This is a genomic window from Paractinoplanes toevensis, from assembly GCF_018332695.1.
Taxonomy (GTDB): Bacteria; Actinomycetota; Actinomycetes; order Mycobacteriales; family Micromonosporaceae; genus Actinoplanes; species Actinoplanes toevensis.
On record NZ_BOQN01000023.1, the window covers coordinates 28506 to 55391 of the forward strand.

Genomic DNA, 26886 nt, shown 5'->3' on the forward strand with positions numbered 1-26886 from the left:
GGGGGTCGGGTCGTGGTCGGGCGGCTCAGATCCGCCGCCGGCTGGTGGTGTGGCCCTTCCCGGAAACGGCCGTGCCCCACGGCCGGGAGTCGGCGGCGGGGCACACGGGGTAGGGCGCTCAGGGGTCAGCTCGTCGGCGGCTGCCCCGGCGTGTCCAGGGTGGGACGGGTGAAGGCGATCTGACCGTCCGGCAGGCGGCAGGCCAGCAGCCAGCCCTGGCGGAGCGCTTCGACCAGGGCCGCGTCGAACGCGAGAGTTCCTCGGTCGCCGTCGGGATGCTCGCCGGTGATCAGGACAGCAACTGCCTCGTCGGCGGTGAGCAGCCGGGCCCCAGCCGGTAGCGGAGGTGCCAGGTGGGCGGTGCCGCTGTCGTTCGGGTCATCGGCATGCGGTGCGGAACGAGGCGGGCTCACCGGTGGCGGTCCGCGACGATCGGATACAGGGGCACCAGGAACCACTCGACGGCGTCGTCGCCCGGTTTCCAGGCGCTCGCGCTGGCCGGGCTGAGGAACGAGCCGCCGGCGGCCAGTCGGTGGCCGGCCCGGTCGAGCAGGACCACCATGCAGGCGCCCGTCTCCGGTGGTGCGTCCAGCAGACGGTCGGCGAGGTCGTCGGGCAGGTGCCGCCAGGCGTCGGGCGCGATGTTCGCGTCGGTCGGATTGTGCACCGGCACCGCGACGGTCGCGGTGATCATGCCGTCGGTCAGGACCAGGTCGGGCGCGTATTCGAGGGCGGTGGCGGGTCCTGCCACGGTTCCGTGGGCGGTGAGCCGTCCGTCGGTGTGCACGGCGAGCAGCACGTGCGGATCGCTCACCTCGAGCGAGTCCAGAACCGTGAGACTGATGGTGTCTCCGCTGGAGACGTGAACCAGGCTCAGTATCGCCGGCCGGCCGTCTTCGCGGGCCCAGGTGAGGACTTCGAAGTGCTCGCTGGCCAGGGCGAGCAGCCGTTGCCAGGCTCGGTTGTCGGTGTCGAAGGGGTATTTGTCGTCGTTGCTGTCACGCATCGGGGGTCAGCTCCGTTCGGGGGGTGTCGTTGCGGTGCGCGGACGCTGCCGGCGCAGGTCCGGTGGTGTCGGGGTGCGGCTGGTCGGCTGTGGTGGTGGGCTGGTCGGCGTGCCGCCACGGCCACAGGTAGGCGCCGAGCGGGTAGCGGCCGTCCTGGTCGGGGGTGAGGTAGTCGGTGGCGCGGACGGTGCCGCCCTTGAGGTGCGGGTTGTCGTGTTCCTGCAGGACGGTCAGGACGTCGCCGCTCAGCCGCAGGTGCGGGTATTCGCCGGGTATCGGGTCGCTGTCGCGGTCCGGGTTGGTGTGGATCTGCTCGAGGTCGGCGGTCATCCGAGCGATGGTCGTGGTGTCGAAGCGGGCCAGCAGGTCGCCGCTGTCGCTGGTGTAGCCGTCGGCGATCAGAGCGGGGTAGGGCCGATCGTCGACGTGCCGGCAGGTGACCTCGGCCGGCGTCCACGCCGTGTCGGTGGGTACAAGGCCGTGGCGGCAGGGCAGGGCGTGGACACGGGTCGGGCCGATCAGGCGTGCATCGGTGGGGTCGATGTCGACGGCGAGCCAGCTGTAGCCGCTGTCTCGGCTACCGCGCAGGACGTTCATGACGAATCCGGTGGAGCCGTCGGGGTTGGTCAGGGGAAGGTAGGCGGTGTGGTAGCCGTCGGTGTGGGCGGTGCCGTACGCGCCGGTGGTGTTGCGCCAGGTGTAGGCCTCGGCGATGTGCATGCTGGCGTCCTCGCGGTGCCAGGTCGGCACGCCGTTGGAGCTCAGCAGGTCCATCAGCGCGGACCCGGTCCAGATCAGCGCCGGTCCGTGCGACACGTCGAGGCCGACCTCGACGCCGGTGGTGCGGTGCTCGAAGCAGGCCATCGCGTGCTCGGCGAGCGGAAGGACGTCGGTGAGTCTGAACCACATGCGGTGCGACATGAGTGGATACCTCCGGTCGAGAAAAGGGGTTGGGAAGAGCCGATGTACGGGTTGCAGTACCGGGCCTCGGCTCGGCCACGGGGACAGACCCGGATGGATGCGCGGCCTGGTCGTGGGCTGGCGCATCGGCGCGGTGGCCCGACAGGGTGCTGCATCCGTCGAGTACGGCCCGAGGCTTTAGCTGGTGCGCAGGTCGCGGGCGAGTCCACGCAGGATGGCGACTGGCTCGCTGTCGTGGGCCGGGTCAGCGGTGCGGATTGTCAGGTCGCCGTCCGGGACATAGCTGATCGTCATGTCCGGTCTCTGTCTTCGCTAGTAGCGGTCGGCGGGGATGTGGGCGGGCCGGTCGGTGAGGTCGGTCCAGCGGCTCTGGTCGGCTTGCCAGAGCTGCCACCAGCCGAGCGGGGGCGGCGCGTGCCGGGTGTGGCCGAGGAGGCTGGCGCGCAGCCTGCCCCGGTTGGCTGCCACCGTCTGGGCGGTCTCGAGCAGGCCGGTCACACTGGCCCAGCCCTGGGGCCTGTTGCCGTCTTCGTGGTCCTGCATCAGGCGCAGCAGGGTGTTGCCGCGCTTGGCGGCGCGGGCGATGTTGCGGCGGGTCTGGTATTCGATGACCAGGTCACCGAGGACGTATTCGACGTCGGGCGTGTGGCCTTCCGCGTCGGTGCACTGCGCGGCGAAGGTCTCCAGTGCCGCCTGCTGCCCGGCGTTGGCGAGGGCGTGGTTGGGGTGGAACGTGTCGGGGCCACCCACGCCGTCGTTCTCGACCGTGCCGATGATCTTTCGGTTCAGGCGCAGGGTGGCGGTGAAGGCGACACCGTCACGGGTTGAGAGTTCTTTGTAGGCGGTGACGGTGTAGCCGTCGTGCGGGACGGTGAGGCCGCTGTGCGGCAGGCGCAGGGATTGCGGTTGCACGAGTTGATCTCCTTGGTCGTTAATGAGGCGGATGCCTTCGGGGAAAGAGGGAAAGAGCGGCCATAGGCGCCGGCCGCGGGCGTTCTGGCGCTGCCCCCGCCTGGGGTCCCGGCCTCGGTAGGCGGGCAGCTGCCGGTGCGGCGGTGGAGTCGGCTGCCGGGATGCTGCCGCGTGGCTGGTCCGCGGGCGGGCTGAGGAGTCGCCTGACGTGGGAGTCGGTCGTGTCGAGCCGCCCGAGTGCAGGTTCGTTCGGTCGCCGTGCGGGTTCACCGCGGGGCCGCAGGGATGGAGCCGGTCGGGCAGCACACTGATCCCTTCGGGTACGGGGGATGAGGGTGTGCTGCTCCGACCGGTCCGTGGTGTCACGCCAAGGTGACGGCGAGCAGGCGCTGCGCGGGGTCGAGGGACTCGACGTAGCGGATCGCCTGGCTCAGGTAGGTCAGCCGGTCGGCGGCACTGTCGCTGGCCGGTTGCATCCGGGCGCCGTTCAGGGTGTAGACGGCGTCGGTGCAGACCACCCACATGCAGTGGTAGTTGGCGTAGGCGGCAGGACCGGCCTGCAGCAATTCCAACTCGAACGGGTCGAGGTACACGTCGCCGAACGTGGCGGCGTTGTGTGCCCGCATCGCTAGGACCCGTGGCTGGGCCTCGAAGTCCTTGATGGCCTGCTCGACCGGGTACTTGACCTGGTCGCTGAGGTGCCGCAGCAGGTAGTCCTGCCACGGTCGGGCGTCGCGGGTGCCGCGTACGACGCCGGCCCACTGCTGATGGCGCATGCTCGCGCCCAGGGCGCCGCCGTGACGCATACCGGCCAGATCCAGCAGTCGGATCGGGCCGCCCGCGCAGTAGCGCGGTCCCGTCTTGGGCTTGCGCAGATCGATGAGGTGCTTGTTCTGCCACATGTGGATGTTCGGGTTGACCCAGAACCGGGCCTCGCTGCTGGCGGTGGCACCGATGTGCCGGTCGAGCTGGCGGGTGCTGTCGAGCACCTGCGTGGACAGCTCGTCCGGAACGCAGACGATCATGGTGCGGATCGTCGGCAGCGGTCGCTGCACCGGTGCTGCGGTCGCTGGCGCGGACGCGGCCGTCGGCGTCTTTGCGCCCGTCCGTCGGGTGGTGGTCGGCTTCTTGCTGTCTTTGCTCGGCGGCTTGGTGCTGCCGTTGAGGGACGTGGTCATGGTGGTGGCCTCCTGGGTTGTGGGCGCTGTAGGGCGCGCAGAGATGGCCGGCCCACTGGGTGCGGGGGTCGGCTAGGGATGTGGTGCTTGCTGGAGCGGTGGTGCGGGTGGTTGGTGCGACCGGGAGGGGGCGCCGCGTGGCGGTCTGGACCGACCGGCCCGAAGGCGGGTGGGTGCAGGTGCCACTGATGCGGCGAAGGAGTCCTCGGGGTGGGACCGAACCGGGGTGGAGCGATATATGGGTGTTGGTAGTGCCGAAACCGTAGCGGCCTGCTCTGACACCACCGTCTTCCTGCGGACGCGGGTGCAGGGCGGCTGACCTGCGGTGTCAGAGCGAACAGGCCGTTGGCGGGGTGTGTTGCCGCTGTGGTGTCAGAATCTGCGCGCTGACACCACAGCAGGCCGCGTCAATTCTTGAGGTCGGTGGGCAGAGCCCGGTCGTGGAAGCCCTCGACGGGCCCGCTGGGCAGCTCGTGCAGACGCAGCCGGATTCCCGGCTGGTCGACCGGCGCCCAGATGGCTTGCGCGGGGGTCCGGCAGTGCACCGCGGTCGCCACGGTCACCGCCATCGGGGTGTCGGCCAGCGCCTGCTGCAGCCGGCGTTCCCGGTCGGCGGTCGGGACCCAGAGCAGCACCGGCCAGCGTGGGCCGTCGGGTTGCAGCGCGAGGTACTCGTAGTGGCGCAGCTTCCTGACGACCTCGAGGACGCTCATCGTGTCGTTGTCGTACTCGAGGAACAGTCCGATGGTGGTGTCGCCGACCTGCCAGGTGCCGTGGCCGTCGGGGCGGATGATGATCGGTTCGGCCGCTGGGCCTTCGGAACTGTTTCGGTAGCGCCCGCCGAACACGGTGGTGGCGTGCTGTTCGGACCACCAGTGCGTCAGCCGTGCGCCGGGATGCGTGCGGGCGTGGGCGTAGAGGTCGGTGAAGAACCGGTTCACGCCCATGAGGTGGCGGCGGGTGTGGCTGCGTTCGATGCGGGTGCGCCGTTCCAGGTGGGTGCGCGGCGGTTTGGCCTTGATGTCGTCGGGATCGTGGTAGGCGGTGGGGTGCAGCAGGACACCGAGCGGGCCGAGGGAGTAGCGCAGGTCGGCGGGGTCGATTTCGGGGACGCCGAGGCCGTAGCGCGGTAGCGCGCCGATGCGGTACAGCACGGGGTCGGCGGCGGTGGGGTTGTACCGAAACGCCGACAGCGCGCCGTTACGGGTCAGGGCGGTCAGGCGGCGCTGGGCGATGCGGCGGCTGGGGAACAGCGCGGCGGTGACCTGCGAGGTGCTCAGCACGTAGTGCTCGGCCAGCCAGGACAGCAGCAGCCGGTCACGAAGGGTCAGGACCCGGGCGGACTTGAGCGGATCGAAAACAGACGACGAGGAGGAGTTGGCGGACATGAGGATGGATCTCCCTAGGGAAGGAATCGGACCCCTCCTATCGGAGGGGACTCTTGGAGGAAGACAGTGGTGCGAGGGCTCTGTCACCGGCCACTTGCTGCACTGACACCGCAGCTCAGCACCGTTGCGAACAGTCGTGGCGGCACGGGCGACGACCGGCGAGACGATCACCGCAGCGATCACCAGGACGATCGCCACGAATGGTGTGGGCAGCTGCAGATGCCCAGTGAGGCGTTGGCGGGGAAAGCCGGCTCAGCCGGCCGGGGTGCCGGTGTCCTTCTTGCTGCGGCGGACCCGCTGGTCGTTGGCCGGCCTGCTCAGCCTCTTGACGAGCTGATCGATCCCGGAGACATCCTGCGGCTTGACCCGATCGCTGGCGGCCTGCCGGATCACGGCGGCGACGCCGACCAGGTCGCGCGGCGGCCGGGTCTTCATGGTGAACGCCGCAGTCTGGCGGCCGTCGACGACCAGGCGGGCGGCGGCGGTGTAGGCGTCCAGGTGGGACAGGTCGTGCTCGTCGAGCTCGGGCAGGGTGTGCCGGGCCAGGACCCGCGCGTCCTCCGGAGCGACGGAGAAGTAGATCTTGTTGCGGGCGTTGGCGCTGACCGCGGCCAGTAGTTCTTTGGGGAACTGAGCGAGGTCCTGGTGGGCGAGTTTCATCGACAGCCGGTACTTGCGGGCCTCGGCGAGCATGCTGTCGAGGCTGCTGGCCAGGGTCAGGAAGTTCTGGCACTCGTCCAGGTAGATGGATGCGTCGCGGCGCTGCTCGACGGGGATGGACGCGCGGGCCGTGGCGGCCTGCCACACCCGGGCCAGGATCAGCGAGCCGAGCAGTTTGCTGGTGTCCTCACCCAGTACGCCTTTGGGGATGCGCACGAGCAGGACTCCGCCGTTGAGGATGTCGGCCATGTCGAAGCTGGACTGGGGCAGCCGCATCGTCTTGCGGACGAAGTCGCGTAGCAGGAACGCGCGCAGCCGGGCCAGGACGGGACCGATGACCTGGGCGCGCATGCCGTCGTTCATGGTGTCGTACCACTGCCAGAACCCCGCGAGGCCGTCCGGGTCCTGGAGGTTGACGGTCATTTCGGAGCGGAACTGCGCCGAGTTGAGCAGCGGTGGGATGTGCTGCAGGGTGACGTTGGCGTGCTTGAGCAGGGTCAGGCAGGCCACCCGCATGACGTCGTCCATGCGCGGGCCCCACGCCTTGGCAAAGATGTTGCCGAAGATGGAGACGATGTTGTCGACGACCAGGTCGTGGTCGTCGCCCTCAAGCGGGTTCAGCGACGGCGGGTTGACCTGGTCAGGGTCGAACAACACCACCCGGCCCTTCACGCGTTCGGGGAGCCGGTCGAGGACGTCGAGGACGAGGTCGCCATGCGGGTCGAGCACGACGGTGCCGCGCCCGGCGAGGATGTCGTCGATGATCATGTTGGCGAGCAGGGTGGTCTTACCAGAGCCGGTCTGCCCGACCATGTGGGTGTGGTAGCGGCCGTCGGTGACCTTGAGGCCGACGGGGTGGCCGCCGACCTCGGCGTCGCCGAGGATCGTCAGGCCACGCCCGGAGCTGGGCACGGCGACCGGCGCGGGCATCGACTTGGCGCGGGCCCGGTCGAGGCCGGGGACGGCGAGGTCCTGCGGCAGCGCGGCCAGGGCGGCGAGCTCGGGCAGTGAGGTGAGGAACCCGGCGCCGAGCCGGCGGGCGGCGAGCACGGCGACGGGCTGGTGCATGCGGGTGCGGTGGGTGAGCCGGTTGCGGGCGGAGTACACGGCATAGGACGAGGCGATCGCGTCGGCGATGCCGCGCAGCCGGCCGGTCGGGTCGGCCCCGACGCGGGTGTTGGTGCTGGCCACGGCGTAGCGGATGCCGGTCTGCCACAGCGGGTGCGCGGTCTTGTCGAGGATGGCCCGCACGTCGCGTTCGGTGCCCGGGTCGCGGCGGGCGGCCGGGACACCGCGTCGCGTACCGCCGGTCGGGCGGGACCGTCCGGGCAGGAACACCTCGATCAGCGCGAGTAGCGGCCCGGCGACATCGAGAGCGGCCACGGCGGATTTGCCCTCGCGCAGCCGGGATGCGGCGTGGCGGGCCCGAGCGGCGCGGCGCGGGGCGGCGGGTCGGGCGAGGATCTGCACGCAGCTGTGCTCGTCGGGGCGTAGTTGCGCTCCGGCGGACATCAGCGCCCGCAGCGGGTCGGCGTCGTGGTCGACGTGGAACGGCAGCCAGTCCGGGTGCCGTGGCAGCACGTGCCCACCGACCGCGGGATCGGCGTGCTCGGGGATCGGCGGTGGGGCGGGGGTGTCGGTGGTGGTCGCGGCGCCGGGCCAGGCCCCGCGGACGGCGGCCTCGACCGCGCCGAGCGGCACGGTACCGGGCACCCAGAGCGAGATGAGCAGTTCCCGGCCGGTCCAGGTGTACTGCCAGACCAGGTGCGGGGTGCCGTACAGCAGCCGCTGGCGCCACGAGGGGGTCAGGATGCCGGCGAGGTTGGCCCACAGCGCGGTAGCGCCGGCCGCGTCGACCTGCGGCGGCGGCGCGATCGTGACCAGCCGGGCGTCGGTGGCGAAGCGGCGGTGCCGCCACGTGGCCAGCAGGGCGCGCGCGGTGACGTACGCGATGACCAGCATGGCGGCTACGGCGGCGAGCCAGGGCCGCTGGAGGGCCCACGCGACGGCGTGTTCGGGCCAGTCCGGCACCGACGGCGGGGCGATGGGTTCAGCGAGGATGGCCGCGGACGGTGCGGCAGCTGAGGTAGCGGGTGTCACGGGTGCTCCTTGATCGGTGCGGCGACGCGAGGGTGAGGAACAGGGCGGGAAAACGGACGACGGCGCCCCGCCCGGGTGGGCGAGGCGCCGTTGTCGGCGGCAGGCGAGCTGCCGCGAAGGCGAGCAGGGGTGAGGCCGTCAGGCCAGGTCCAGTTCGCCGTCGTCGTCGAGCAGGTCCATCGGATTCGTGGTGGCCAGAGCGTGCTCGTCGGCGGAGCTGATGGCCTCGAAGGTGGTGCGGTTGACGCCACTGAGGAGCAGGCCGTGTCCGATGGGTGCGTTGAGCAGCATCCGGCGTTCGCCGTCGGTGAGACCGAACGCGGCGCCGACGGCGGTGATGGCCTGGGTCGGCTGCTTGAGCAGTACCTGGGTGGCGGCGTTGGACACCACGGCCAGGCCGAGGTCGGTGCCGAGCACGTCGGCGACGTCCTGGGTGACGACGGTCAGTCCGGCGTGGCGCTTGCGGGCGGCCTTGGACATGCGGAACAGGAACTTGGCGCCTTCGCCGTCGCGCAGCAGCAGCCATGCCTCGTCGACCACGACCAGCCGCCGCCCGGATCTGCCCGCGGCGGGGCTGTCGACCGAACGCCAGATCGAGTCCAAGGCGAGCAGAGTGCCGATCGTGCGTAGCTCGTCGGGCAGCTGTCGCAGCGACCACACCACCAGGTGCCCGTCCGGTCGGGTGGTCGTGGGCCCGTCGAACAGTTCGGAGAACGAACCGTGCACCCATGGGGCGAGCCGCGCGGCCAGGTGCTTCGCCGCCGGGTCGGCGTCGGCCTCCAACGCTGTTGCGAGATCACGCAGCAGCGGCGCGCTGCGGTCGTGGGTGGCCGGGTCGGCGGTGATGCCGGCGGCGCGGTAGACCGCCAGCACGGCGCGATCCAGGGCGGCGCGTTCGCCCGGTGGGGGCTGCTGGCCGATGAGTACCGCGATGACGGTGTGCAGGAACATCCCGCGTCTGGTCAGCACATCCGGTCGACGGTCCCCGGCGGGCAGGTCGAACGGATTGATCTTCACCCCCGGTGCGCCGAGACGCACGACGGTGCCACCAACGGCGTCGGCCAGACGCACGTACTCGTCCTCGGGGTCGACGACCGATACGTGAACGCCTTGGTAGAGGTTGCGCAGCACGTCGAGCTTGACGAAGTAGCTCTTGCCGGCGCCGGAGCGGGCCAGGACCACGGAGTTGTAGTTGTCCTGGGTCCACCGGTCCCACCACACGATGCCGTTGCTGGCGGGGTTGATGCCGTAGAGCACCCCGCCGGCGACCGGCGGGTCGCCGGGCAGCGGGGCGGGCAGGTCCGCCGAGGCGAGGGGAAACGCCGCGGCGAGGGCCTGGGTGTCCATGGTGCGCAACATCTGCAGGCTGTCGGTCGCGAGGGGCAGGGTGGTGGTCCACCCGGCGAGGTGGCGCCAGGTGGCCGGCTGCACGTCCAGCAGGGTGGACGCGGCGGCAGCTTTGACCTGCGCGCAGGCCTCGGCGAGCTCCGTCTCGGTGCGGGCGTGCACGGTGCAGTACAGCCCGACCCGGAACAGTTTCGCCGCGCCACGGGCCAAGCGGTGGGCCAGGTCGGCGGCGTCGTCCGCGGCGGCGTCGACCATGGGGTCGCCGAGTTTGCCCTTGTCGGCGTCGGAACGCCGTGACGATTCCAGCTTGGCGCGCTGGTTACGCAACCGGGTCGCGGCGATCGGGGCGGGCAGCGGGTCGATGTGCAGGGTCAGATCGAGTCGGCCGGGCCAGGACAGCAAAGGTTCGAGCCAGGCGGGGCCGACCTCGGCGGGGTAGCCGGTGACGACCAGGGTGGCGGCGTAGCCGTCCCCGACGCGCAGGAACCGGGGAGTGACCTCGACCGAGGCCGGGGCGACGGTGCCCGCCAGCCCGGCCTCCACCGTGGTGGGCCGGCGGGCGGGTGGACGGCGGGTGAGGTTCACGGCGGTGGCTCCTTCGCAGGCGCGGTGATGACGGTGTCGGGGGCGGCCAGCCCGCCGGGGCGCGGCGGCCGGTACGGGTCGGCGGCGGCGGCCACGGCGGCGGTCACCGCCGCCCCGTCGAGGGCGCGTGCGGTGACACCGAGGCTGGTCAGGCTGCGGGCGGTGTCCTCGGCGCGGCGGCGGGCGCTGTGCCCGGCCCGTTCACCGGGGTGGGTGCGGGTGACGATCAGGACCTGCCGGCGCAGCGGGTCGCGGCGTTCGGCGAGGTCGGCGAGGAACGCGGCGTGATCGCCGCAGGCCGCCCGCAACCTCGGATCGGGCAGCTGGTGGGCGGTGTCGGCGAGCGTGTCGGCGTGCGAGCGCAGGTCGACCGGCTGGGCGGACACGACGACCTGGGTGGGCGTGGACAGGCTGTTGAGCCACCGCCCGTAGGAGTCCAGCAAGGCTTGCTGCTCGTCGTCGGTGCGCAGCCCCAGGTTCACCGTGGTCGCGGCGACCATCGCCGCGGTGCCGCCGGCCAGGCTGATCTGCCCGTCGTCGCCGATGGCGTCGGCGGGCAGCCGCAGCGGCGCGGGCAAGGCGACCTTGGCTCGGGGCTGCTGCACCCAGTCCGGGACCGGGGCGGTGGTGTCGGTGCTGGCCAGCGCCTTCGGGCTGCGGGAGTGCCGGACGGCCGACAGCAGCCACAGGTCCATCGGCCGGCCGTCGCGCCGCGATACGGCGAGCGCGAACACGACGCCGCCGAGCACGACGGCGGCGCCGAGCAGCAGGGTGGTCGGCACTCGGGTGTGCAGCGCTTGCCAGGCGCCGTAGAAGACGACGGCGGCGACGGCCAGGATGGCCAGCTGCCGAAACGTCAGCCCGTAGGCGACCTTGTCCGGCGCGTCGACGTCGGCGGGCATTTTGATGCGGTCCGGATCACGGCGCTGCTCGCTCATCGTCCACGCACCAGACGACCGACGCCGGGCACCGCCCGGGTGATCTGCTGGACGACCGCGACGCGGGCGATCATGGCGAGCACATTGGTCTGCCGGCCGCCGCTCATCACCCAGCGGCTCATGAGGCCGGGGATTCGAACGGTGTAGAACAGCAGGACCACAACGACGAGCAGGTTCATGATGCTCCCGGGATCGATGGGCAGCCCGAAGGCCGGCATGAGGTGGCGAGGGTCGAGCAGCATCCACTGCCCGGCGTAGAGCAGGAACCCCTGCGCGGTCGGAACGGCCAGAGCACCGGCATAGCCGCGCCACCACAGCCGGGCTATCGAGTCGGTCTGAGGCAGTGCGTGGCAGGCCAGGGCCATCGGCGCAACCGCCGTCATGATCAGCAGCAGGGTGAAGCGGCTGATCATGGAGAACGTCGTCGAGGCGAGCAGGACGATGATCAGCACGATGAGTACGGCGAACAGCAGCGCTGCCGTGGGTTCGCGGGCGGCCTTGATATGCGCTTGCATCGCCGCGACGGCACCCTGCTGGTTGATGTCGTCGGAAGTGACCGCCGCAGTCACCGCGTTGGCCAACTCGATCATCTTGGAGCAGAACAGCTGGGAGAAGTGCGCGGCGACGAACCCGACCACGCCGCGCGGGATCAGGTCCTTGGCGGTGTAGCGGGCCTTCTCGTCGCCGCCGGCGAACATGGTCAGGGCGCCGGCGGCGGTGAACACCAGGACGAAGGCGACGTCCACGATCCAGATCGATCGGCCGGTCAACGCCTGGACCTGCGGCAGCGCGGTCACCTCCGGCGTCTTCAGCAGCGCACCGGTGATCAGGGCGAACAAGCTGTCCAGACAGGTGAGCAGGGCGTCAACGACCCAGTCCATGATCTGGTCGAGGACGGAGCCCATGCCGAAACCCATCACTCATCAGCCCCGACGATGCCCTGCACGACCTGCAGGAAGATCGGGGCGAGAACCGCCAAGGCGTAGCCGATGAGGGCATTGCGGAACGTGGACTTGGCCTTGTCGACCTGACCGGGGTCACCGGCGGCGGTAGCCGCGTACACCCCGGCCAGGACGAGAAACAAGGTGGCGACAGAGAGCAGGATGTTCCGGAGCCAGAAACGGATGTTGTCGACTACCACGGGCAGCGGATGCACTGCCCATACGGTCGGTTCGCCGGTGCCGGCAAAGGCCGCCGGCGCTGCCAGGACCAGCACGATGGCGCTCACGGCGAAGGTGAATCCGACCCGGCGCCAGAAACGCCGCCGGGTGGTAACGGGCGCCGCACGGCACTGTCCCTGGTAAGGGCGAAGGCTGCGGGTCAGCCGCAGCAGAAGAGGGTGGATGCGGGACATTGGTGGTCACCTCCCGCCCCGGGCGCCGGCCTCTGGAAGGTGGCGCTCGGGGCGAATCACGAAGCGGGAAGGGACCGCCGCCGGGCAGTACCGGCGCTCACGACCTGGTGACCTTCGGGAGGAGCTGTTCCTCCCTCATGGGTGGTGGCGTGATCGATGTGGTGTCAGCGCACCGAATGGCGCGGCACCCGAAAGGGCCCGGCAGTGTGCGCGGTGGCCAGGCGGCGGACGAGACCGAAGCCGGGGGCGGGCTGCGCCTCGCCGCGGTGGTCTCGCACCTACCAATCGCGATGTGTCAGAGCTGACGAACGCCTCGGCCGATGACACCGGATGACAGCGCCACTGACACCGCCGTAACCTGCGGATCTGACCTGCATGACACGCTCGTCGCCCCGGTTGCACCGGCCGCTGACACTGCCGTGCGAGCCGGTGACACCGCTTCCATGCCGCGTGACGGCTCTGACACCGGACGCTGCTCTGCGCCCTGCCTGCGCAACCCGCCCGCAGACCGGGGGATGACGCACGGTGGCCCGGCACCGTCCATCGGTGCCGGGCCACAGGAACTGCTGATGCGGGCTGCTCAGGCCGCCGCCGTGGTGGGGCCATGGGTCGCGGGGGTGGCCATCGCCGCCCGGATGTTGCCCCGCCTGGATGCGCGTTCGCTGAGCCGGGTGACGGTCTCGGATGACACCGAGCCGCTGAGCAGACCAGCCAGCACCGCCTCGCCGATGCGGCTGTCCGCCCGGGCGAGCCGCATCCGCAGCAAGTCGGCCGGCAGACCGAGACCTTGGGCGACCCGGGGGACGCTGTGACGCGCGAGCCGGGTATCGATCCACGGCTGCACGTCCTCGTCGTCGATCAGCCCGAGGGTGGCCGCGCGTTCGATCAACAGGTCCGGGTGACCGTAGGGCAGCTGCGGCAGCCGCGGCCCGGGCACCGCGTGCTCGATGTCCTCCACCGGGACATACTTGAAGCGTTCGACGCGGACGCGCTGCCCGGCGCGGAACCCGGCGTAGACCAGCGATGCGCACACGGCGGGCTTGTCGAGGTCCACGGTGTTGCGCAGGGCGTCGAGGAAGCCGGTGAGGATCTCGTTGTCGATGTCCGCGGCGTCGCCCTGATGGTCGGCGGTGAGCTCTGCCGCGGCGCGGATCAGCGCGGGCATGGCCATCCCGACGGCGGCGACGACCCAGTGCGGCGCCCCGGTGCGCGCCAGCCGCACCAGCTCGCGCCAGACGATGTCACGGGCCAGGTAGTAGTGCGGGTTGGCCAGCAGCCATTGCCGCAGCTCGGTCAACGGCACCGTGCCGGGCGGCAGGCCGCAGTCGACGCCGGCGGCCGTGGCCACGGCGTCGCAGTCAAGACTGAGCGGGTCGGGCTCGCACGTCAGCGCAGCGAACGCAATGTCCGCGGCCTGCAGGTGTGAGGTCGGCCAAACGGCCGTGGTGGACGAGGTCATGGTGGAAACTCCCCCAAGGGTGTGGCCAAACGGGATTGGTCACCGCCTCCGGGTGGCCGGCGAATGCCGTGGCCACGGCGGTGTACCGGTAGTGGCCCACACCGCTCTGACAGGCCGATGTCACCGCAGGTCACCGCGGCGGTCACGGCCTGATCTGCACCGGCGCACCGTCGAGTGTCATCACCGCCCGCGGGGGTTGTCAGCGGTGACACGAACGGCAGCTGTGGCGGACACAGCCCTGCTGGCCTGCGATGTCATCGGGTATCGAGCCACGCGACGAGCCGGCGGGGTGACCACAGGGGCGATGCGCTGACAGCGGCGGCGGCTCCCGAGTGCCCGAGTGACCCGCTGACACCGTCGCCGTGTCAGCGCGCGATGCGCTGACACCCCACCGGTGAGCGTGCGACGGTCATGGCCACGAGCTACGGCCATCCGGCAGTGGTGGCCACGACGGTCGATGACACCAGGGTCAGTCCTCGGTGTCAGCTGGTCACTCGCGACGGCGGTCGCTCATTGGCCACGGTCATCTGGCCATGAGTAGGCGGGCAAGGCGACGGGCAGCGTCCCGGTGACACGGCGGTCCGTGGCCGACGCCGCAGTCATAGCCAACAACGCGCCGGCCACGCCTGCGGCCTCGCCGGCGTCTTCGCGGTCACGATGTCTCTCACACGCGCATGGCCGGGCGCTGTTGAAACCAGCCGACCCCACTACCCGCGCTCAGCGCCGTGCGCACGAACGCTTCCTGAGAGCACCACTGGTGGGCCAGCCGAACAACGGGCCGCGTCACGGTGTCACCGGCTGCCCGAGGACCTCGGGCACTTCGAACTCACCCCGCCGGTGACACCGGAACCGGCTCCGGCCTAACGCGATCGGCGTCCATGCTGCGAAGCCGAGGTGCGTATGAGCTGCGGTGTCATCGCCGAGGACCGCGGTGTCATCGCGGCAAGCGTTCGTCAGCGATGACACATCGCGTTTGGTAGGGGTCAGCGCATCACGGTGCGGCGCGGAGCCGACCCCGTATGAACGAGCACTTCACTCCTGAGCCCGCCGACGCGGGCACGTCCCCCGTCCCGTCCATCGACCTGGTAGCCGGTGACCCGCCGGTACCGATCACCGTCTGGCGTACCGCTCGCAGCGAGCAGGACACCAGCCGCAGCATTCCGACCCGCCTGGCCTACCGGATCGTCGCCGCCTACAGCCACCCCGGTGAGGCGGTCATCGACCTGACCGACGGCCACGCCATGGCCGGCGTCACCGCCTCCGGTGGCCGCGTGCACCACAAGGCCTGGTTCTCCGACATCGCCACCCTCACGGTCGGACCGCCGAGCATCGCCGACGAAACCGACCCGCCAGCCGGCGACGCCGACCCGCCGGGCGACGACGACGGCAGCGACGACGAGGACGCCGTCGCGATGACGGCGTGGTTCGGCGACGACCTCACCCACCCCGACCCGGCAGCACAGCCGAGCCCGCATGCCGATGCCGACGTGCGGATGGGAGCCGCCCTGGTGGTGGCGAACTGGCCGCTGGATCCGAGCGACACCACCAACCACGTGCGGCTGTCCTGGCTGCTCGCCGCCTGCAGCACGATGCTGCGTCCCGGCGGCTGCCTCGTGCTGGTCGTCGCCGTCCCGACCGGGATGGCCGCCACCCCGCAGGACTTCACCCCGGTCGTGAAATCGGCATGTCGAGCCGGCCTGGGCTACCTGCAGCACATCGTTGCGGTGGCCGCCGACACCGACGGCGACACCTTCTCTTACCACGCCACGGACGAGGAACTAATCGCCCTGCAGCACGCCCGCGCCCAGCAGTGGTTCGTGCACATCACGGTCCACGCGGACCTGCTGGTGTTCACCCCGACCGGGGGTGAGCACCGTGACTGACGACCTCAACCCCCTGGGCCCGTCCGAACCGGGCGGGCCGATGTTCACCGGTGAGGACCTGTCGGTCTGGGCCACCGCGCAGTCGACCGGGCCGGTGCAGCGCCGCGGCCGATACCTGCCGCAGTCGATCAAGCACCCGGCGCGGATGCTGCCGGCGATCGCCGAGCACGCCGTACACGCCTACACCCGGCCCGGCGAGCTGGTGCTCGACCCGATGTGCGGGATCGGCACCACGATCGTCGAGGCCATCCACGCTGGCCGTGACGGCATCGGCGTGGAGTACGAATCGCGGTGGTCCGACATTGCCGACGCCAACGTCGCCCACGCCCACACCCAGGGCGCCACCGGCCGCGGGTCGATCATCCGCGGCGACGCCACCCGGCTGACCTCGCTGCTGCCCGCAGCATTGCAGGGGCAGGTGGCCCTGGTCGTGACCTCACCACCGTACGGGCCCACCGTGCACGGCTCGGTCCGCCCGGAGGCCGGTGCCGGGATCCACAAGTCCAACGGGGCCTACAACGACGGCGCCGACAAGGGCAATCTGGCCTACCGCGACCTGGCCGGGCTCACCGACGGGTTCACGCAGATCCTCACCGGCTGCGCGGCGCTGCTCAAGCCCGGCGGCGTCGTCGTGGTCACGGCCCGGCCGTGGCGCAAGAAGGGCGAGCTGGTCGATCTGCCGTCGGCGGTCATCGCCGCCGGCACCGCGGCCGGGCTGGTCCCGGTCGAGCGGGCAGTGGCTTTGCTGGCCGCCGTCCGCGGCGGCCGGCTCGTGGCCCGCCCGTCGTTCTTCCAGCTGTCGTCGGTGCGTAAGGCCCGCGCGGCCGGGGTGCCGATGCACCTCATCGCGCACGAGGACGTCCTGGTCCTGCGCAAACCGCCGACCGCTGAGCCGACGGGGCGGGGGCGCCCGTGACCGACCCCACCTACAGGTTCCTGTCGCTGGGCGCCGGGGTCCAGAGTTCCACCTGCCTGCTGCTTGCCGCCCACGGCCGGATCCCCAGGTTCGACGCGGCGATCTTCTCCGACACGGGCTGGGAGCCAGCCGCCGTCTACGAGCATCTGCACCGGCTCGAACAGCTCGCCGAGTCGGCGGGGATCCCGGTGGTGCGGGTGTCAGCCGGGAACATCCGCGCTGACGCGCTCGACCCGCACCACCGGTTCGCCTCCATGCCGCTGTTCACCCTCGGCCCTAACGGTGAGACCGGGATGGCCCGCCGGCAGTGCACCTCGGAGTACAAGATCCGCCCGATCAAGGCCGAGGTACGGCGCCGTCTGGGTTACCCGCACCCCGCCAGGGTGCCGGCCGGGATGTGGGCGCAGATGGCGATCGGGATCTCGGTCGACGAGATCGGCCGGGCCCGCGACGCCGACGTCGCCTTCATGCGCAACACCTTCCCCCTGCTGGACCTCGAGTGGCGGCGCAGCGACTGCCTGCGCTACCTGCAGGCCCACGGGTGGGCGGACACGCCGAAGTCGTCGTGCCTGGGGTGCCCGTTCCACGACGACGCGTTCTGGGTGACGCTGAAAGAGAACAACCCCGAAGAGTGGGCGGACGCCGTCGCGTTCGACCACGCGATCCGACACGGCTCCGCGCGGGCCAACGCCGACGGGCATCCGCTGCGCGGGCAGTTCTTCCTGCACCGCCAACGCGTTCCGCTCGAGCAGGTCGTCCTGCGGCCTCGCCGGCAACCCGATCCGGACGCGCCGGGGTGCGGCCCGTGGACGTGCCCGCACCCGGGCGAACCAGCGCCGGCGCACGCGCAGCCGCACGCCGGCTCCAGTCGTGATCCGGAGACCGTGTCGGCTGGGGAGGTGGCGTGATTGCCGCCGAGCCCGGACCGCTCATCGGCTCGTTGTGTACCGGTTACGGCGGCCTCGACCTGGCCGTCGAGCTGGTGCTCAGCGGCCGGCTCGCCTGGTACGCCGAAACCGACCGGCACGCCCAAGCCGTACTCACCCACCACTGGCCCGACGTGCCCAACCTCGGCGACCTACGCACCGTCGACTGGGCCCAGGTCGACCCGGTCGACGTCCTCACCGCAGGTTTCCCCTGCCAGGACATCTCGAATGCCGGCAAACGCGCCGGCATCACCGGCCAGCACTCCAGCCTGTGGACCTGCGTCGCCGACGCCGTTCGGGTACTTCGACCCGGACTCGTCGTCGTGGAGAACGTCGCCGCCCTGCTCCGGCGAGGATTCGACGTCGTCCACCGTGACCTGGCCGCGCTCGGGTACGACACGAGCTGGACGTGCCTACGCGCATCCGACGTCGGCGCCGCCCACCGCCGCGACCGGCTGTTCCTGCTCGCCGCCCCCGCCGAACGGATCGGGGGTGCGCACGTTGCCGACACCGTGCGCTCGTGACGGCAAAGGCCGTGGTCATCAGCGCAGCAGCCTGCCAACGCTTCTGCAGTCCGAGGGCGGCGTGCACGGCCCGCTGCCAACGCCGACGGCTGTCGCGTACGGCTCCAACCGGTCGCCGTCGCCGGGGGCGACCCGCCGGCCCGGCCTACATCAGTGGGCCTGCCAGCTGCTGCCCACCCCGACGGCCGGGGACAGCCGTTCGTCGGCCGACGCCACCGCCGGGCGCAGCAGCCCGCACACCGGGCACGCCGGTCGCACGCTGACCGACGCCGCCCGGCTGCTGCCCACCCCGCGGGCCAGCGACACCGGCACCCCGGGCTGGCGCGCCGGAAACGGTTTCCGACCGCCGTTGTCGCAGGTGCTGCTGCCCACCCCCCGCGCGAGCGACGGGGAGAAGGGATGTCCGGGGCAACGGGGCTCGCACGGGGATCTGACCCTGCCCTCGGCGGCGGTCCGGGTTCCGGTGCGCACGGTGCCGACACCGCGGGCGTCCGACGGGCACGGCTGGAACCGGCACGGCGACGGCGGCGCGGACCTGGTCACCGCCATGGTCGACCTGCAGAACTCCGGGTTGGGGGACCTCGACGAGGCGCGGTGGGGTGTCTACGCCGCCGCGATAGCCCGGTGGGAGGTAATCCTGGCCCGGCCGGTGCCGGACCCGACGCAACCCGGCCGGCACGGCAGGCCCGTGCTGGCGCCGCCGTTCGTCGAATGGCTCATGGGTGTCCCGCACGGCTGGGTCACCGACCTGGACCTGCCGCGCACCGCCGCGTTGCGGGTGCTCGGGAACGGGGTCGTCCCGCAGCAGGCGACAGCCGCGATCCAGGCGCTGCTGTGCCCGTGCCGGTGGCAGGTGAAGCCATGACCACCAATCAGAATGGACCTGCCGCATCCCCTGAAGACGGGCCGTTGCTGTACTCCAGGAACGGCCCGGTCAGCCTGCACCTGGGCGACGCCCGCGAGGTCCTGGCCGCGATGCCCGACGGCAGCGTCGACTGCGTGGTCACCTCCCCGCCGTTCTGGGGTCTGCTTCACTGAACCTCGGCGAACGTCGATGGACACTCCACTAGACACCTTTCGAGGTCAGGGTCTGAGATGGGTCTATTGAAGACGCTTTTGGGGGATCGACTGTTTTAGGTGTTATCGGTTGTGCTGGTGGTATGCGGTACGGCGATGGTGGTGGGGTGGATCAGCGGCAGCGGCAGCGGCGTGAGCAGGTGCGTTGGCGGGCGGCGGGTTTGTTCGCGGCCGGTGTGACGGCGCCGCAGGTCGCGGTGATCCTGGAGGTGTCGACGAAGTCGGCGTATCAGTGGCGGCGGTCGTGGGTGGCCGGTGGCACGGCGGGGTTGGCGTCGAAGGGGGCTCCAGGGCCGCAGCCGGTGTTGTCGGATGCCCAGCTGCTCCGGCTCGGCCAGCGGTTGGCTGCTGGTCCTGCGGCGGCCGGCTACGGCGATGATCAGCGGTGGACGCTGGTGCGGGTGGTCGCGGTGATCGCCGGCCTGTTTCATCTGCGGGTCAGTGTCAGTACGGCCTGGCAGGTGATGCGCCGGTTGGGATACACCGTCCAGTTGCCGGTGCATCGGGCGATCGAGCGGGACGAGGACGCGATCGCGTCGTGGCGCAGGTATCAATGGCCGGCGCTAAAAGAGTCGCCGCCCGCAGCGGTGCGTGGATCTGTTTCGCTGACGAGTGCGGGCAGACGTTAAGGGCGCACAAGGCCACCACGTGGGCGCCGCGGGGTGTCACTCCGGTCGTGAAGGTCACCGCGGCCGGGAATGTGCGGGTGTCGGTGGCGGGGCTGGTCTGTTACCGGCCGGGCCGGCGGTCCCGGTTGATCTATCGGGCGATGGTGCACGGCAAACGTAAGGGCACACCTAAGGGGTTCCGCGAGGCTGACTTCGTCCGACTGCTCGATGCCGCCCATCAGCGGTTGCAGGCGCCGATCGTGCTGGTCTGGGACAACCTGTCCGCGCACCGGTCGGCCCGGATGCGCGCGATGATCGCGTCCCGGCCGTGGCTGCGGGTTTATCAGCTACCGGCCTATGCACCCGAGCTCAACCCGGTCGAGAAGGTGTGGTCGGCGATGAAACGCAGTCTGGCGAACCTGCCCGCCCGCACCGCCGGTCAGTTGCACACCGCAGTCAAGAACCGGCTGAAACGGATGCAATACCGGCCCGGTCTGATCGACGGCTACCTCGCCGCAACAGGCCTATCCCCACCAACACCAGCCAGACCCTGACCTCAAAAGGTGTCTAGACGAGACCTCGTCGGATAGCCGCGATGTCGGGTTAGTCGTCGAGCCCATGTCGTTCAGCACGACTTTGTTCCGCTTCCGGTCGCCGTAGGACGTTCCGGTTCTGCCAGAAGAGGTGAATCCGGATCGAGCCTTACGTCGACGTTTCGGCGCTGATTCGGCGGCGTCGTCCGGGCGGTGGACCACCCACCGGGCGGCGTTCGAAGCCGTCCGACAGCGCCCTGCGCCGCCGGTGACCACCCCAACTGCTCCCTGGCCGATCACCAGGTTTGGGAGCAGCACCGAACCGATCTTGCCGCGCACGCCCATATCAGGCAGCCCATACTGAAGGTCGACTTAGCTCTTACGAGGCATTCTTCGCGGCAAGATCGGCTGGCGGCGGGTCACTCCGAAGCGGTCTGGGCGGGCGGTGCAGAACGGTCAGGAGTAATGTCAAGAGGCAACTCACCATGACGGCGAGGGGTCTGGTTCGGGCATGGGAATCGCGCCGTTACTGAGCATCGGGCTTCCGCTCGTGCGGGTCTTACTGCGGCTGCAGAATCCCAGCGGTGGCGATCTCGCCGACTCCATCACGGACTTCAGCCAGCTAGCCACGTCGGTCAAGGATCGGGCTGATCAGCGGGAGATCGGCCGGAATCTCGAACGTATCTCCGACAAGGTCATCAGGCGGCTCGACAAGTTCATTCAGATCGAATTTCGCAAGGCGACCGAGGACGAGATCGAACGGGCGGCAGGCATCGTGGCGGCGGCGCTTACCCGGGCCGGCTCGGCCGACCTCACCGCCGTGGTGAGCAACGACGTGCAGGTGCGGGCGCTGGAGCGGTACACCCTCGAGCACAGCGACTTCGCCACCGAAGCCGCCGAACTCGGCAGCGTCACCAAGGCCGCCGGGCGTGGCCGACCGGATCTCGAAGACCTGGCCTACAAGCTACTGCGCGAGACCTGCTACGAGGTAGTCGAGCTGGCTCACAAGCATCCCAATTTGACCGCCACCGCGCTGGCCGGGCTGCTGTCGCGCACCACTGAACTGCGCGAACTGCTCGACTCGGTCGATCGGTCGCTGAACGATCTGCCCGGTCGTACTGCCGCGCTTACCGGGGAGGACCAGCGGACCGAGCAGCAGCGCGCATTCGGCGAGTTTGCGCTGGACTACCGGCGTGCGGTCGCTAATGATCAGGACAAACTCGAACTTTATGGCGTCGACCTGATCCGCGAGGTGCGGCGCTACTCCCTGACCGCCGCCTATCTGTCCCTGAGGCTGGCCGTGTCATGGTCGGACGACGATCAGGCTGGGGACGGCGACGTCGCGGCAATGCTGCCGGCGCACGGACTGGCGGTGCTGCGCGGCGCGGCGGGCGCGGGTAAGACCACGATCCTGCAGTGGCTGGCCACCAACGTCGCGCGCCGCACGTTGAGCGGCAGGCTCGCCCACCTCAACGACCATGTGCCGTTCGTCATCAAGCTGCGCAACTACGCCGATCGGCCGTTCCCGAAGATCGCCGGACTGGCCGCGGACACCACGCAGAGCACCCTGGTCGGCGAACCGGACGGCTGGATCGGCGACGTGTTCCAGCAGAACGTGCTGCTGCTAGTCGACGGGCTGGACGAGCTGTCTGACCGAAAGCAGGAGGATCTGGTCACCTGGCTCGAGGGCTTCGAAGGGCTGGGGCGGCGCGTTCTGATCGTGTTGACCTCGCGGCCAACCGCTGACCCTGTGCTGCGGTCCCTGTCGCGCCTGGGGTTCTCCACCACTCGCATCATCGACGTGCTGCCGCTGGACCGCGAGCAGATCCGCAGTTTCGTTATGCATTGGCACACGGCAATTGCCTCCCAGTTCACCGGCGCCGAGCGAGCCAAGCTCGAGGGCCAGGCGGGCAAGGTCGCGGCAAAGGTGTCCAGCGACCGTGAATATTTGCTGCTCGCCTCCTCGCCGCTGCTCTGCGCGGTACTGTGCGCGTTGTTCCACTTGAAACGTGGCATCCTTCCGTCGCACCGGATCGAAATTTACGACACGCTACTCAACTTGCTGCTAGGTGACCGTGACGCGCACAAGCGGGTAGAGGTTGACCAGGTGCGTCTCAGCCCCACCGAAAAGCGGATGGTGCTGGAGGAGATCGCCGACTTCATGCTCACCAACGAGCTTTCCGAGGCGGAGCACTCCCGCATCGTGGACGTCGTTGGGCGGAGCGGGGTCGCGTCCCGCTTCGGGTCAGCCACCCCGCAGGAGGTCGTCCGGCACCTGCTCGCTCGGTCCGGCATACTGCGGACCCCGAGCGAAGGCCTCGTCGACTTCGTGCACCGGACCTTCCTGGAATACCTGGCAGCCCGATCGTTGGTCCGACAGGACCGGATCGAGCTGCTCGCCTCCAACGTCGAGAAGGCCAACTGGAACGAGGCGGTCGTGCTCGCGGCCGGCGTCGGCATTGAGCGGCAGGTGGAGTTACTGGTCGGCGCTGTCGTCGCCCGGGCAGAGGCCGCCGATGACCCGTTGCTGTCGGTCACCTGCGCGAGTCTCCTCGATACCGCGCTCGTGGTCCCGAAGGATCTTCGGCCCCGGATCTTGCGGATCATCGCCCGCATCGTGCCGCCGATGGATGAGGCCACCGCAAAGGCGTGCGCGGCCGCCGGCAACAGCCTGCTGCAGCCGATGCGCGATGCGCTGCAGGCCCCGGACCTGCACCCGCTGGCGCTTCAGACTTCGATTCGGACGCTCGGCGAGATCGGTACGCCCGAGGCATTGGCCGTGCTTGGGGCCATTCCGGCCCGCCACCGGGTCGACGCGATCAAGCAGCTGGTGGCGGTGTGGACCTGGTTCGACCCACGCGAATTCGCCGAGACCGTATTGCGGAATCTCGCGCCAGAGCGGGGCGTCCCGGTCACTCTGCCGAATTCGATGCTGCTGCCGCACATCCGCGGCCTGCACGCGAACTTCCTCTGGGAGTGCGCAGTGGAGGTGCCAGAGGAGTCGTTCAACGACAACTGCCGGGACGTGCGAATCCAGACGTTATGGGTCTCTAACTTGCAGGTCTTGCAGGATCCGCGCGCGCGGGACGGCGAGTTCTTGTGGACGATCGACGGGCTGCGGCGGGTGCGCGCGGACGGGCTGCGGTCGGTCCGGGTCACGGCGGACAGCGACGCCGCGCGGGCCGGGTCGATCGAGGACGTGACGTTCCGGCTGCGCAACGGCTCGATCGGCGTGGACGTCTGGGATCATCTGCCCGGCCTGCGAAGTATAGAGCTCGGCGGTGACGTTGAGGTCGACTTCAGGGGGCTGTGCCGGTCTACACGGCTGCACCGGCTGATCCTCGACGGGAAGGTGCGGTCGAGCGAGCCCACCGACTTCGATCTGCCCGCGCTGACGGAGCTGCACTGGGCCGACACGGACGACACGGAACTGCTGATGAGCATCGTATACGGGGCGCCGGAGCTGCAGAGGGTGTCGATCGCCGGGGTGTCCGGCCTGGCGAACCTAGACTTCCTGTCCCGGGCCGCATCACTGCGGGTGGTCGAGCTGACGGATCTCGAGGATCTGTCAGACGTGTCCACTCTGGTGAATCTCGGCGGCCTGCAAACGGTTAAGGTCGGTGGGAATCACGCGCTGGAATCGTCGCGGTCGCTGGAGTTGCTGGCGTCGGAGGTCGAGGACCTCGCGATCGACGGCCTCGACCTGGGTCGGTTCTCCTGGTCGGAATACGACGCAAGCGTCGCGGTGCCGGTGGCCGGCCCGGTCGATCCGGAGGCGGCACGGGAGCAGGACCAGGCGGAGGCTATGGAAAAGCTGGAAGAGGAGTACGGTCCGCTGCTGCCCTGGGACGAGGAGGAACGCGTCTGGGAAGCCGAGCTGGAACTCGAGGACCCCGATGTAGAAGCCGACATCGGTGACGCTGACCAGAGCGGGAAGTCGGAGTAGTGCCGTACGGATGAGGAGGTTAGGCGTCGAGTCTCTTCGGGCGCACAGACTCTTGAAGGACCTGAACTACGAGAATGCAGTTCAGACCCTCGTGTCGCTCCCAGATGGCGGTGAAGCGTGGCCTGTCGGCCGCAGCGCACATTTCTGCTTCTGAGTGAGCGCCCGTCGACGCAAGGACCTGTGCAACTGACCGGTCGCTGTACGATCGATAGGACTTCGTTGGCAACCCGCCCTGGATGTTCGGAGAGCCGTTGCCCGCGACTTCGTAAGGTCACTTCTCAGCGGGTCGGCATTAGCGGGCGGCTGGCTCCAGACCTAGCACCGCTGTCCTAGGGCCTGGGAGTAGGTATGCCGAGGTCGACCGTCCTCTTACGCACAGCGATGGCGTCCATGGCTGTGAGTTTCTGCTGGGCGGCGGCAAGGGTGGCTTGAAGCCCGTCGACTTCGCCGAGCCAGCCGTGTTCGCGGGCTTCGTCGATGCGTTCGATGAGGTTACTGCGGATGTCTTGCAGGCGGCTCTTCTGGGCCGGGTCCGGCCGTAGGAGCGGGCAGCGGATGCACGCGTTTTCGTGCTGGCAGCTGGTGCCGTACTCGCGTGCGCAGTCGCCGATGGCGACCTTGCGCTTAGCGAAGTGGCCGAGGAACTCGTCCCATTCCGCGGGGGTGACCTCACGGTATTCGTGGCTGGGGCGGGCTTTGCGGCGGCGGGCGAGGAAGCCGCGGAAGGTGTTGATGGCTTCGACGGGGTAGGCGGCCTTGTAACCGATGGTAGTGTCGATGCTGCCGTGCCCGGCGAGGACCTGGGCGATGTGCGGCGGCAGGCCGTGCATGATGGCGTCGGTGATGAAGATTCTGCGGAAGTCGTGAGGGACAAACCGTAGCGTCCTGCCGTCAGCGTCGGTGAGGCCGGTGGCCCTCAGGGTGACGTCGAGCATCGTGCGGAGGGTGACGTAGGTGATCGCGCGGTGCTCGTGCCCGCGGGGTCGTTGGAACAGGAAAGGCATCGGCGCGCTCCAGACCTGGTCGGCGGTGTGGTAGGCCGATACCTGGGGTAGGGTCGGCCGGCCGTTGCGGACCCGGTGGATGACCGCGGTGAGGACCTCGCCCAATTCCGGCGTGACCAGCAGCAGACGTTCCTTGTCCAGCTTCGACGGGGTGATCTGCAGCAGCGGAACGATCTCACCGGTGTCGGGCAGCTTGTAGGTCACGAAGCTGTGATGGGTCAGCTCGAGGAGTTCCTCGATACGAACCCCGGTGTGACGCAGCACCTCGATGGCGGACCAGGACCAGAACGCGTACTCCTCTTCGGAGATCACGTCACGGCGCCGGCCGATGTCGGTCTCGATGGCCCACAGCCGCACGCCGCCGCCCTTCTTGTTCTCGGCCCGGCGGAAGGTCTGTCCGTCGAGGGTGAAGGTGTGCCCGGGCGTGGCGGACCGGGTGGCGGCGAGCAGCCGCTGGGCCTGCTCCACTCGTCGCTCGGCGGTGCGCACCAGGGCGGGGACGACGGGGAGCCGTTCGCGGGTGCGCTGGTCCATCCGCGACTTGCGATGCGCGTCGCGTTTCCGGGTATTGGTCTCGCCGACCCCGATCGGGCACGGCGCGACCCACCGTCCCCACCGCCCGGGTTCGTCCACCGCCCACTGGGCGAGGTCGAGGTAGAAGGCCCGCACGGTGATCAAGACATCGGCCTTGCCCACGCGTTCTCGTACGATCTGACCGTGCTTGTCGCGGACGTGGTGCAGCCGCTGCTTCCAGCCGGTGAACACCTCGGGCGACAAGTGCAGCGAGTCGATGCCCGGGTGGTGGCCTTCCAGGTCGGCCCAAAACAGCTTGCCGAGGTGGATGGCCAGCTGGCAGCGGGTGGTGTAGTCCATGGCCTGAGCGCGTTCGCTGAGATAGTCGACCAGCAGGTCACGGACCGGTCGGTAGGCCAACCCGTACTGGTCGATGAGGTCGGCGACGCTGCGGGGGCCCGGGGTGAACGCGGCGCGCAGGCTCAGCGGCGCGGTGGGAGTGAAGACGTCGAGGTCACGCAGGATCCGGTAGGTAAGCGTCGCGGCGGGCGCGTCCTTGCGGATGGCGCGTTCGGCCTGGTGCAGCTCGAGGAAGTCCCCGACGGTGATGTCGCCGATCTCGCCGCCCTTGACGATCACGATCCAGGTCAACCGTAGCAGTACCCACTGCCGCATGGTGGTGCTGATCGCGGGATCGGCCTGGCAGGCGGCGTCGACGCGGGCGAAGCCGTCGGGGTCCATGCACAACCGGGCGGCGTGTAGCACCGCCGGGGCGTGCTGGCGCAGCAGCCACTCGTAGCCTGGCCGGACCGCTCCCGAGCCGACGACGACTGGGTTGCCGATCAGCAGCTCGGCGCGCAGGCTCTGCGCGCTGCCGTGCCCACGGGCGGCCAGCCAGTCCACGGCCTGGTCGAGCCAGCCGCGGCCGGCCTGTTCGGCGCCGCTGGAGAGCCACCGTTCCTGCCAGCTTTGGCCCGGAAACGCGCCAACCAGCTCAGGAGTTTGCGGGCGCCGCGGCGACGGCCGAAGTCCTGGGCGTCGGTTTTCAGCGGCGCCACGGTGGCCAACGCGACGATCTCGGCGGCGTCCAAAGTGGTCCCGGGCCAC

General features: G+C 70.0%; 22 protein-coding genes. 9 read left to right on the forward strand and 13 right to left on the reverse strand.

What is annotated here, in order from left to right:
• Positions 1-125: 125 nt before the first annotated feature.
• The 12 genes from Ato02nite_RS09585 to Ato02nite_RS09640 all read right to left on the reverse strand — a co-directional run bounded on the left by Ato02nite_RS09585 (position 126) and on the right by Ato02nite_RS09640 (position 13849).
• Positions 126-413 carry a hypothetical protein gene (locus tag Ato02nite_RS09585; protein WP_213006074.1) on the reverse strand — a complete coding sequence of 96 codons (288 nt, stop codon included), beginning with the start codon at positions 411-413 and terminating at the stop codon, positions 126-128.
• The gene (locus Ato02nite_RS09590) at positions 410-1006 is read right to left on the reverse strand and encodes a hypothetical protein (protein ID WP_213006075.1); all 597 of its coding nucleotides are present in this window, start codon (positions 1004-1006) and stop codon (positions 410-412) included. Before Ato02nite_RS09590 ends, Ato02nite_RS09585 begins: the two co-directional genes overlap by 4 nt.
• The gene (locus Ato02nite_RS09595; RefSeq protein ID WP_213006076.1) at positions 999-1928 is read right to left on the reverse strand and encodes a hypothetical protein; all 930 of its coding nucleotides are present in this window, start codon (positions 1926-1928) and stop codon (positions 999-1001) included. Before Ato02nite_RS09595 ends, Ato02nite_RS09590 begins: the two co-directional genes overlap by 8 nt.
• Before the next feature lie 312 nt (positions 1929-2240).
• A complete protein-coding gene (locus Ato02nite_RS09600; RefSeq protein WP_213006077.1) occupies positions 2241-2840 on the reverse strand; it encodes a hypothetical protein in 600 nt (199 codons plus the stop codon).
• A 362-nt stretch (positions 2841-3202) separates the two neighbouring features.
• The gene (locus tag Ato02nite_RS09605; RefSeq protein ID WP_246606403.1) at positions 3203-4018 is read right to left on the reverse strand and encodes a hypothetical protein; all 816 of its coding nucleotides are present in this window, start codon (positions 4016-4018) and stop codon (positions 3203-3205) included.
• 407 nt (positions 4019-4425) lie between these two features.
• Entirely contained in the window at positions 4426-5406 is a 981-nt protein-coding gene (locus tag Ato02nite_RS09610; RefSeq protein WP_213006078.1) for a replication-relaxation family protein, read from the reverse strand.
• Positions 5407-5658: 252 nt separating this feature from the next.
• Complete coding sequence (locus Ato02nite_RS09615; RefSeq protein ID WP_213006103.1) at positions 5659-8028, reverse strand: type IV secretory system conjugative DNA transfer family protein; 2370 nt, start codon at positions 8026-8028, stop codon at positions 5659-5661.
• Positions 8029-8304: 276 nt separating this feature from the next.
• Positions 8305-10056, reverse strand: coding sequence for a VirB4 family type IV secretion system protein (locus tag Ato02nite_RS09620; RefSeq protein ID WP_213006104.1), 1752 nt, complete (start codon positions 10054-10056; stop codon positions 8305-8307).
• 38 nt (positions 10057-10094) lie between these two features.
• Positions 10095-11036: a PrgI family protein gene (locus tag Ato02nite_RS09625; RefSeq protein ID WP_438873028.1), complete on the reverse strand. Its 942-nt coding sequence runs from the start codon at positions 11034-11036 to the stop codon at positions 10095-10097.
• Entirely contained in the window at positions 11033-11941 is a 909-nt protein-coding gene (locus tag Ato02nite_RS09630; RefSeq protein ID WP_213006079.1) for a hypothetical protein, read from the reverse strand. The genes Ato02nite_RS09625 and Ato02nite_RS09630 overlap by 4 nt, the downstream gene beginning before the upstream one ends.
• Positions 11942-11952: 11 nt before the next feature.
• On the reverse strand, positions 11953-12390 hold the full coding sequence (locus tag Ato02nite_RS09635) for a pilin (RefSeq protein ID WP_246606404.1): 438 nt from the start codon (positions 12388-12390) through the stop codon (positions 11953-11955).
• Between the two features lie 580 nt (positions 12391-12970).
• Positions 12971-13849, reverse strand: coding sequence for a hypothetical protein (locus Ato02nite_RS09640; protein WP_213006080.1), 879 nt, complete (start codon positions 13847-13849; stop codon positions 12971-12973).
• Positions 13850-14868: 1019 nt separating this feature from the next.
• Between Ato02nite_RS09640 and Ato02nite_RS09645 the strand changes: the two genes are divergently transcribed.
• The 9 genes from Ato02nite_RS09645 to Ato02nite_RS09685 all read left to right on the forward strand — a co-directional run bounded on the left by Ato02nite_RS09645 (position 14869) and on the right by Ato02nite_RS09685 (position 24262).
• The gene (locus Ato02nite_RS09645) at positions 14869-15732 is read left to right on the forward strand and encodes a hypothetical protein (RefSeq protein ID WP_213006081.1); all 864 of its coding nucleotides are present in this window, start codon (positions 14869-14871) and stop codon (positions 15730-15732) included.
• Positions 15733-15772: 40 nt separating this feature from the next.
• Positions 15773-16648 carry a TRM11 family SAM-dependent methyltransferase gene (locus Ato02nite_RS09650; protein ID WP_213006107.1) on the forward strand — a complete coding sequence of 292 codons (876 nt, stop codon included), beginning with the start codon at positions 15773-15775 and terminating at the stop codon, positions 16646-16648.
• Positions 16645-17556, forward strand: a complete 912-nt coding sequence (locus Ato02nite_RS09655; RefSeq protein ID WP_213006082.1) for a hypothetical protein — start codon at positions 16645-16647, stop codon at positions 17554-17556. Before Ato02nite_RS09650 ends, Ato02nite_RS09655 begins: the two co-directional genes overlap by 4 nt.
• Positions 17553-18098 carry a DNA cytosine methyltransferase gene (locus Ato02nite_RS09660; RefSeq protein ID WP_213006083.1) on the forward strand — a complete coding sequence of 182 codons (546 nt, stop codon included), beginning with the start codon at positions 17553-17555 and terminating at the stop codon, positions 18096-18098. Before Ato02nite_RS09655 ends, Ato02nite_RS09660 begins: the two co-directional genes overlap by 4 nt.
• 61 nt (positions 18099-18159) lie before the next feature.
• The gene (locus Ato02nite_RS09665) at positions 18160-18963 is read left to right on the forward strand and encodes a hypothetical protein (protein WP_246606405.1); all 804 of its coding nucleotides are present in this window, start codon (positions 18160-18162) and stop codon (positions 18961-18963) included.
• Entirely contained in the window at positions 18960-19136 is a 177-nt protein-coding gene (locus tag Ato02nite_RS09670; protein ID WP_213006084.1) for a site-specific DNA-methyltransferase, read from the forward strand. The genes Ato02nite_RS09665 and Ato02nite_RS09670 overlap by 4 nt, the downstream gene beginning before the upstream one ends.
• A gap of 146 nt (positions 19137-19282) precedes the next feature.
• Complete coding sequence (locus Ato02nite_RS09675; protein ID WP_246606406.1) at positions 19283-19804, forward strand: winged helix-turn-helix domain-containing protein; 522 nt, start codon at positions 19283-19285, stop codon at positions 19802-19804.
• A complete protein-coding gene (locus tag Ato02nite_RS09680) occupies positions 19729-20337 on the forward strand; it encodes a transposase (RefSeq protein WP_246606410.1) in 609 nt (202 codons plus the stop codon). Before Ato02nite_RS09675 ends, Ato02nite_RS09680 begins: the two co-directional genes overlap by 76 nt.
• 490 nt (positions 20338-20827) lie before the next feature.
• Positions 20828-24262 (forward strand): NACHT domain-containing protein, encoded by a 3435-nt coding sequence (locus tag Ato02nite_RS09685; protein WP_213006087.1) that lies wholly within the window; start codon positions 20828-20830, stop codon positions 24260-24262.
• 329 nt (positions 24263-24591) lie between these two features.
• On the opposite strand, the gene Ato02nite_RS09690 is transcribed toward Ato02nite_RS09685, so the two are convergent.
• Complete coding sequence (locus Ato02nite_RS09690) at positions 24592-26682, reverse strand: tyrosine-type recombinase/integrase (RefSeq protein ID WP_213006088.1); 2091 nt, start codon at positions 26680-26682, stop codon at positions 24592-24594.
• Between the last annotated feature and the right edge of the window lie 204 nt (positions 26683-26886).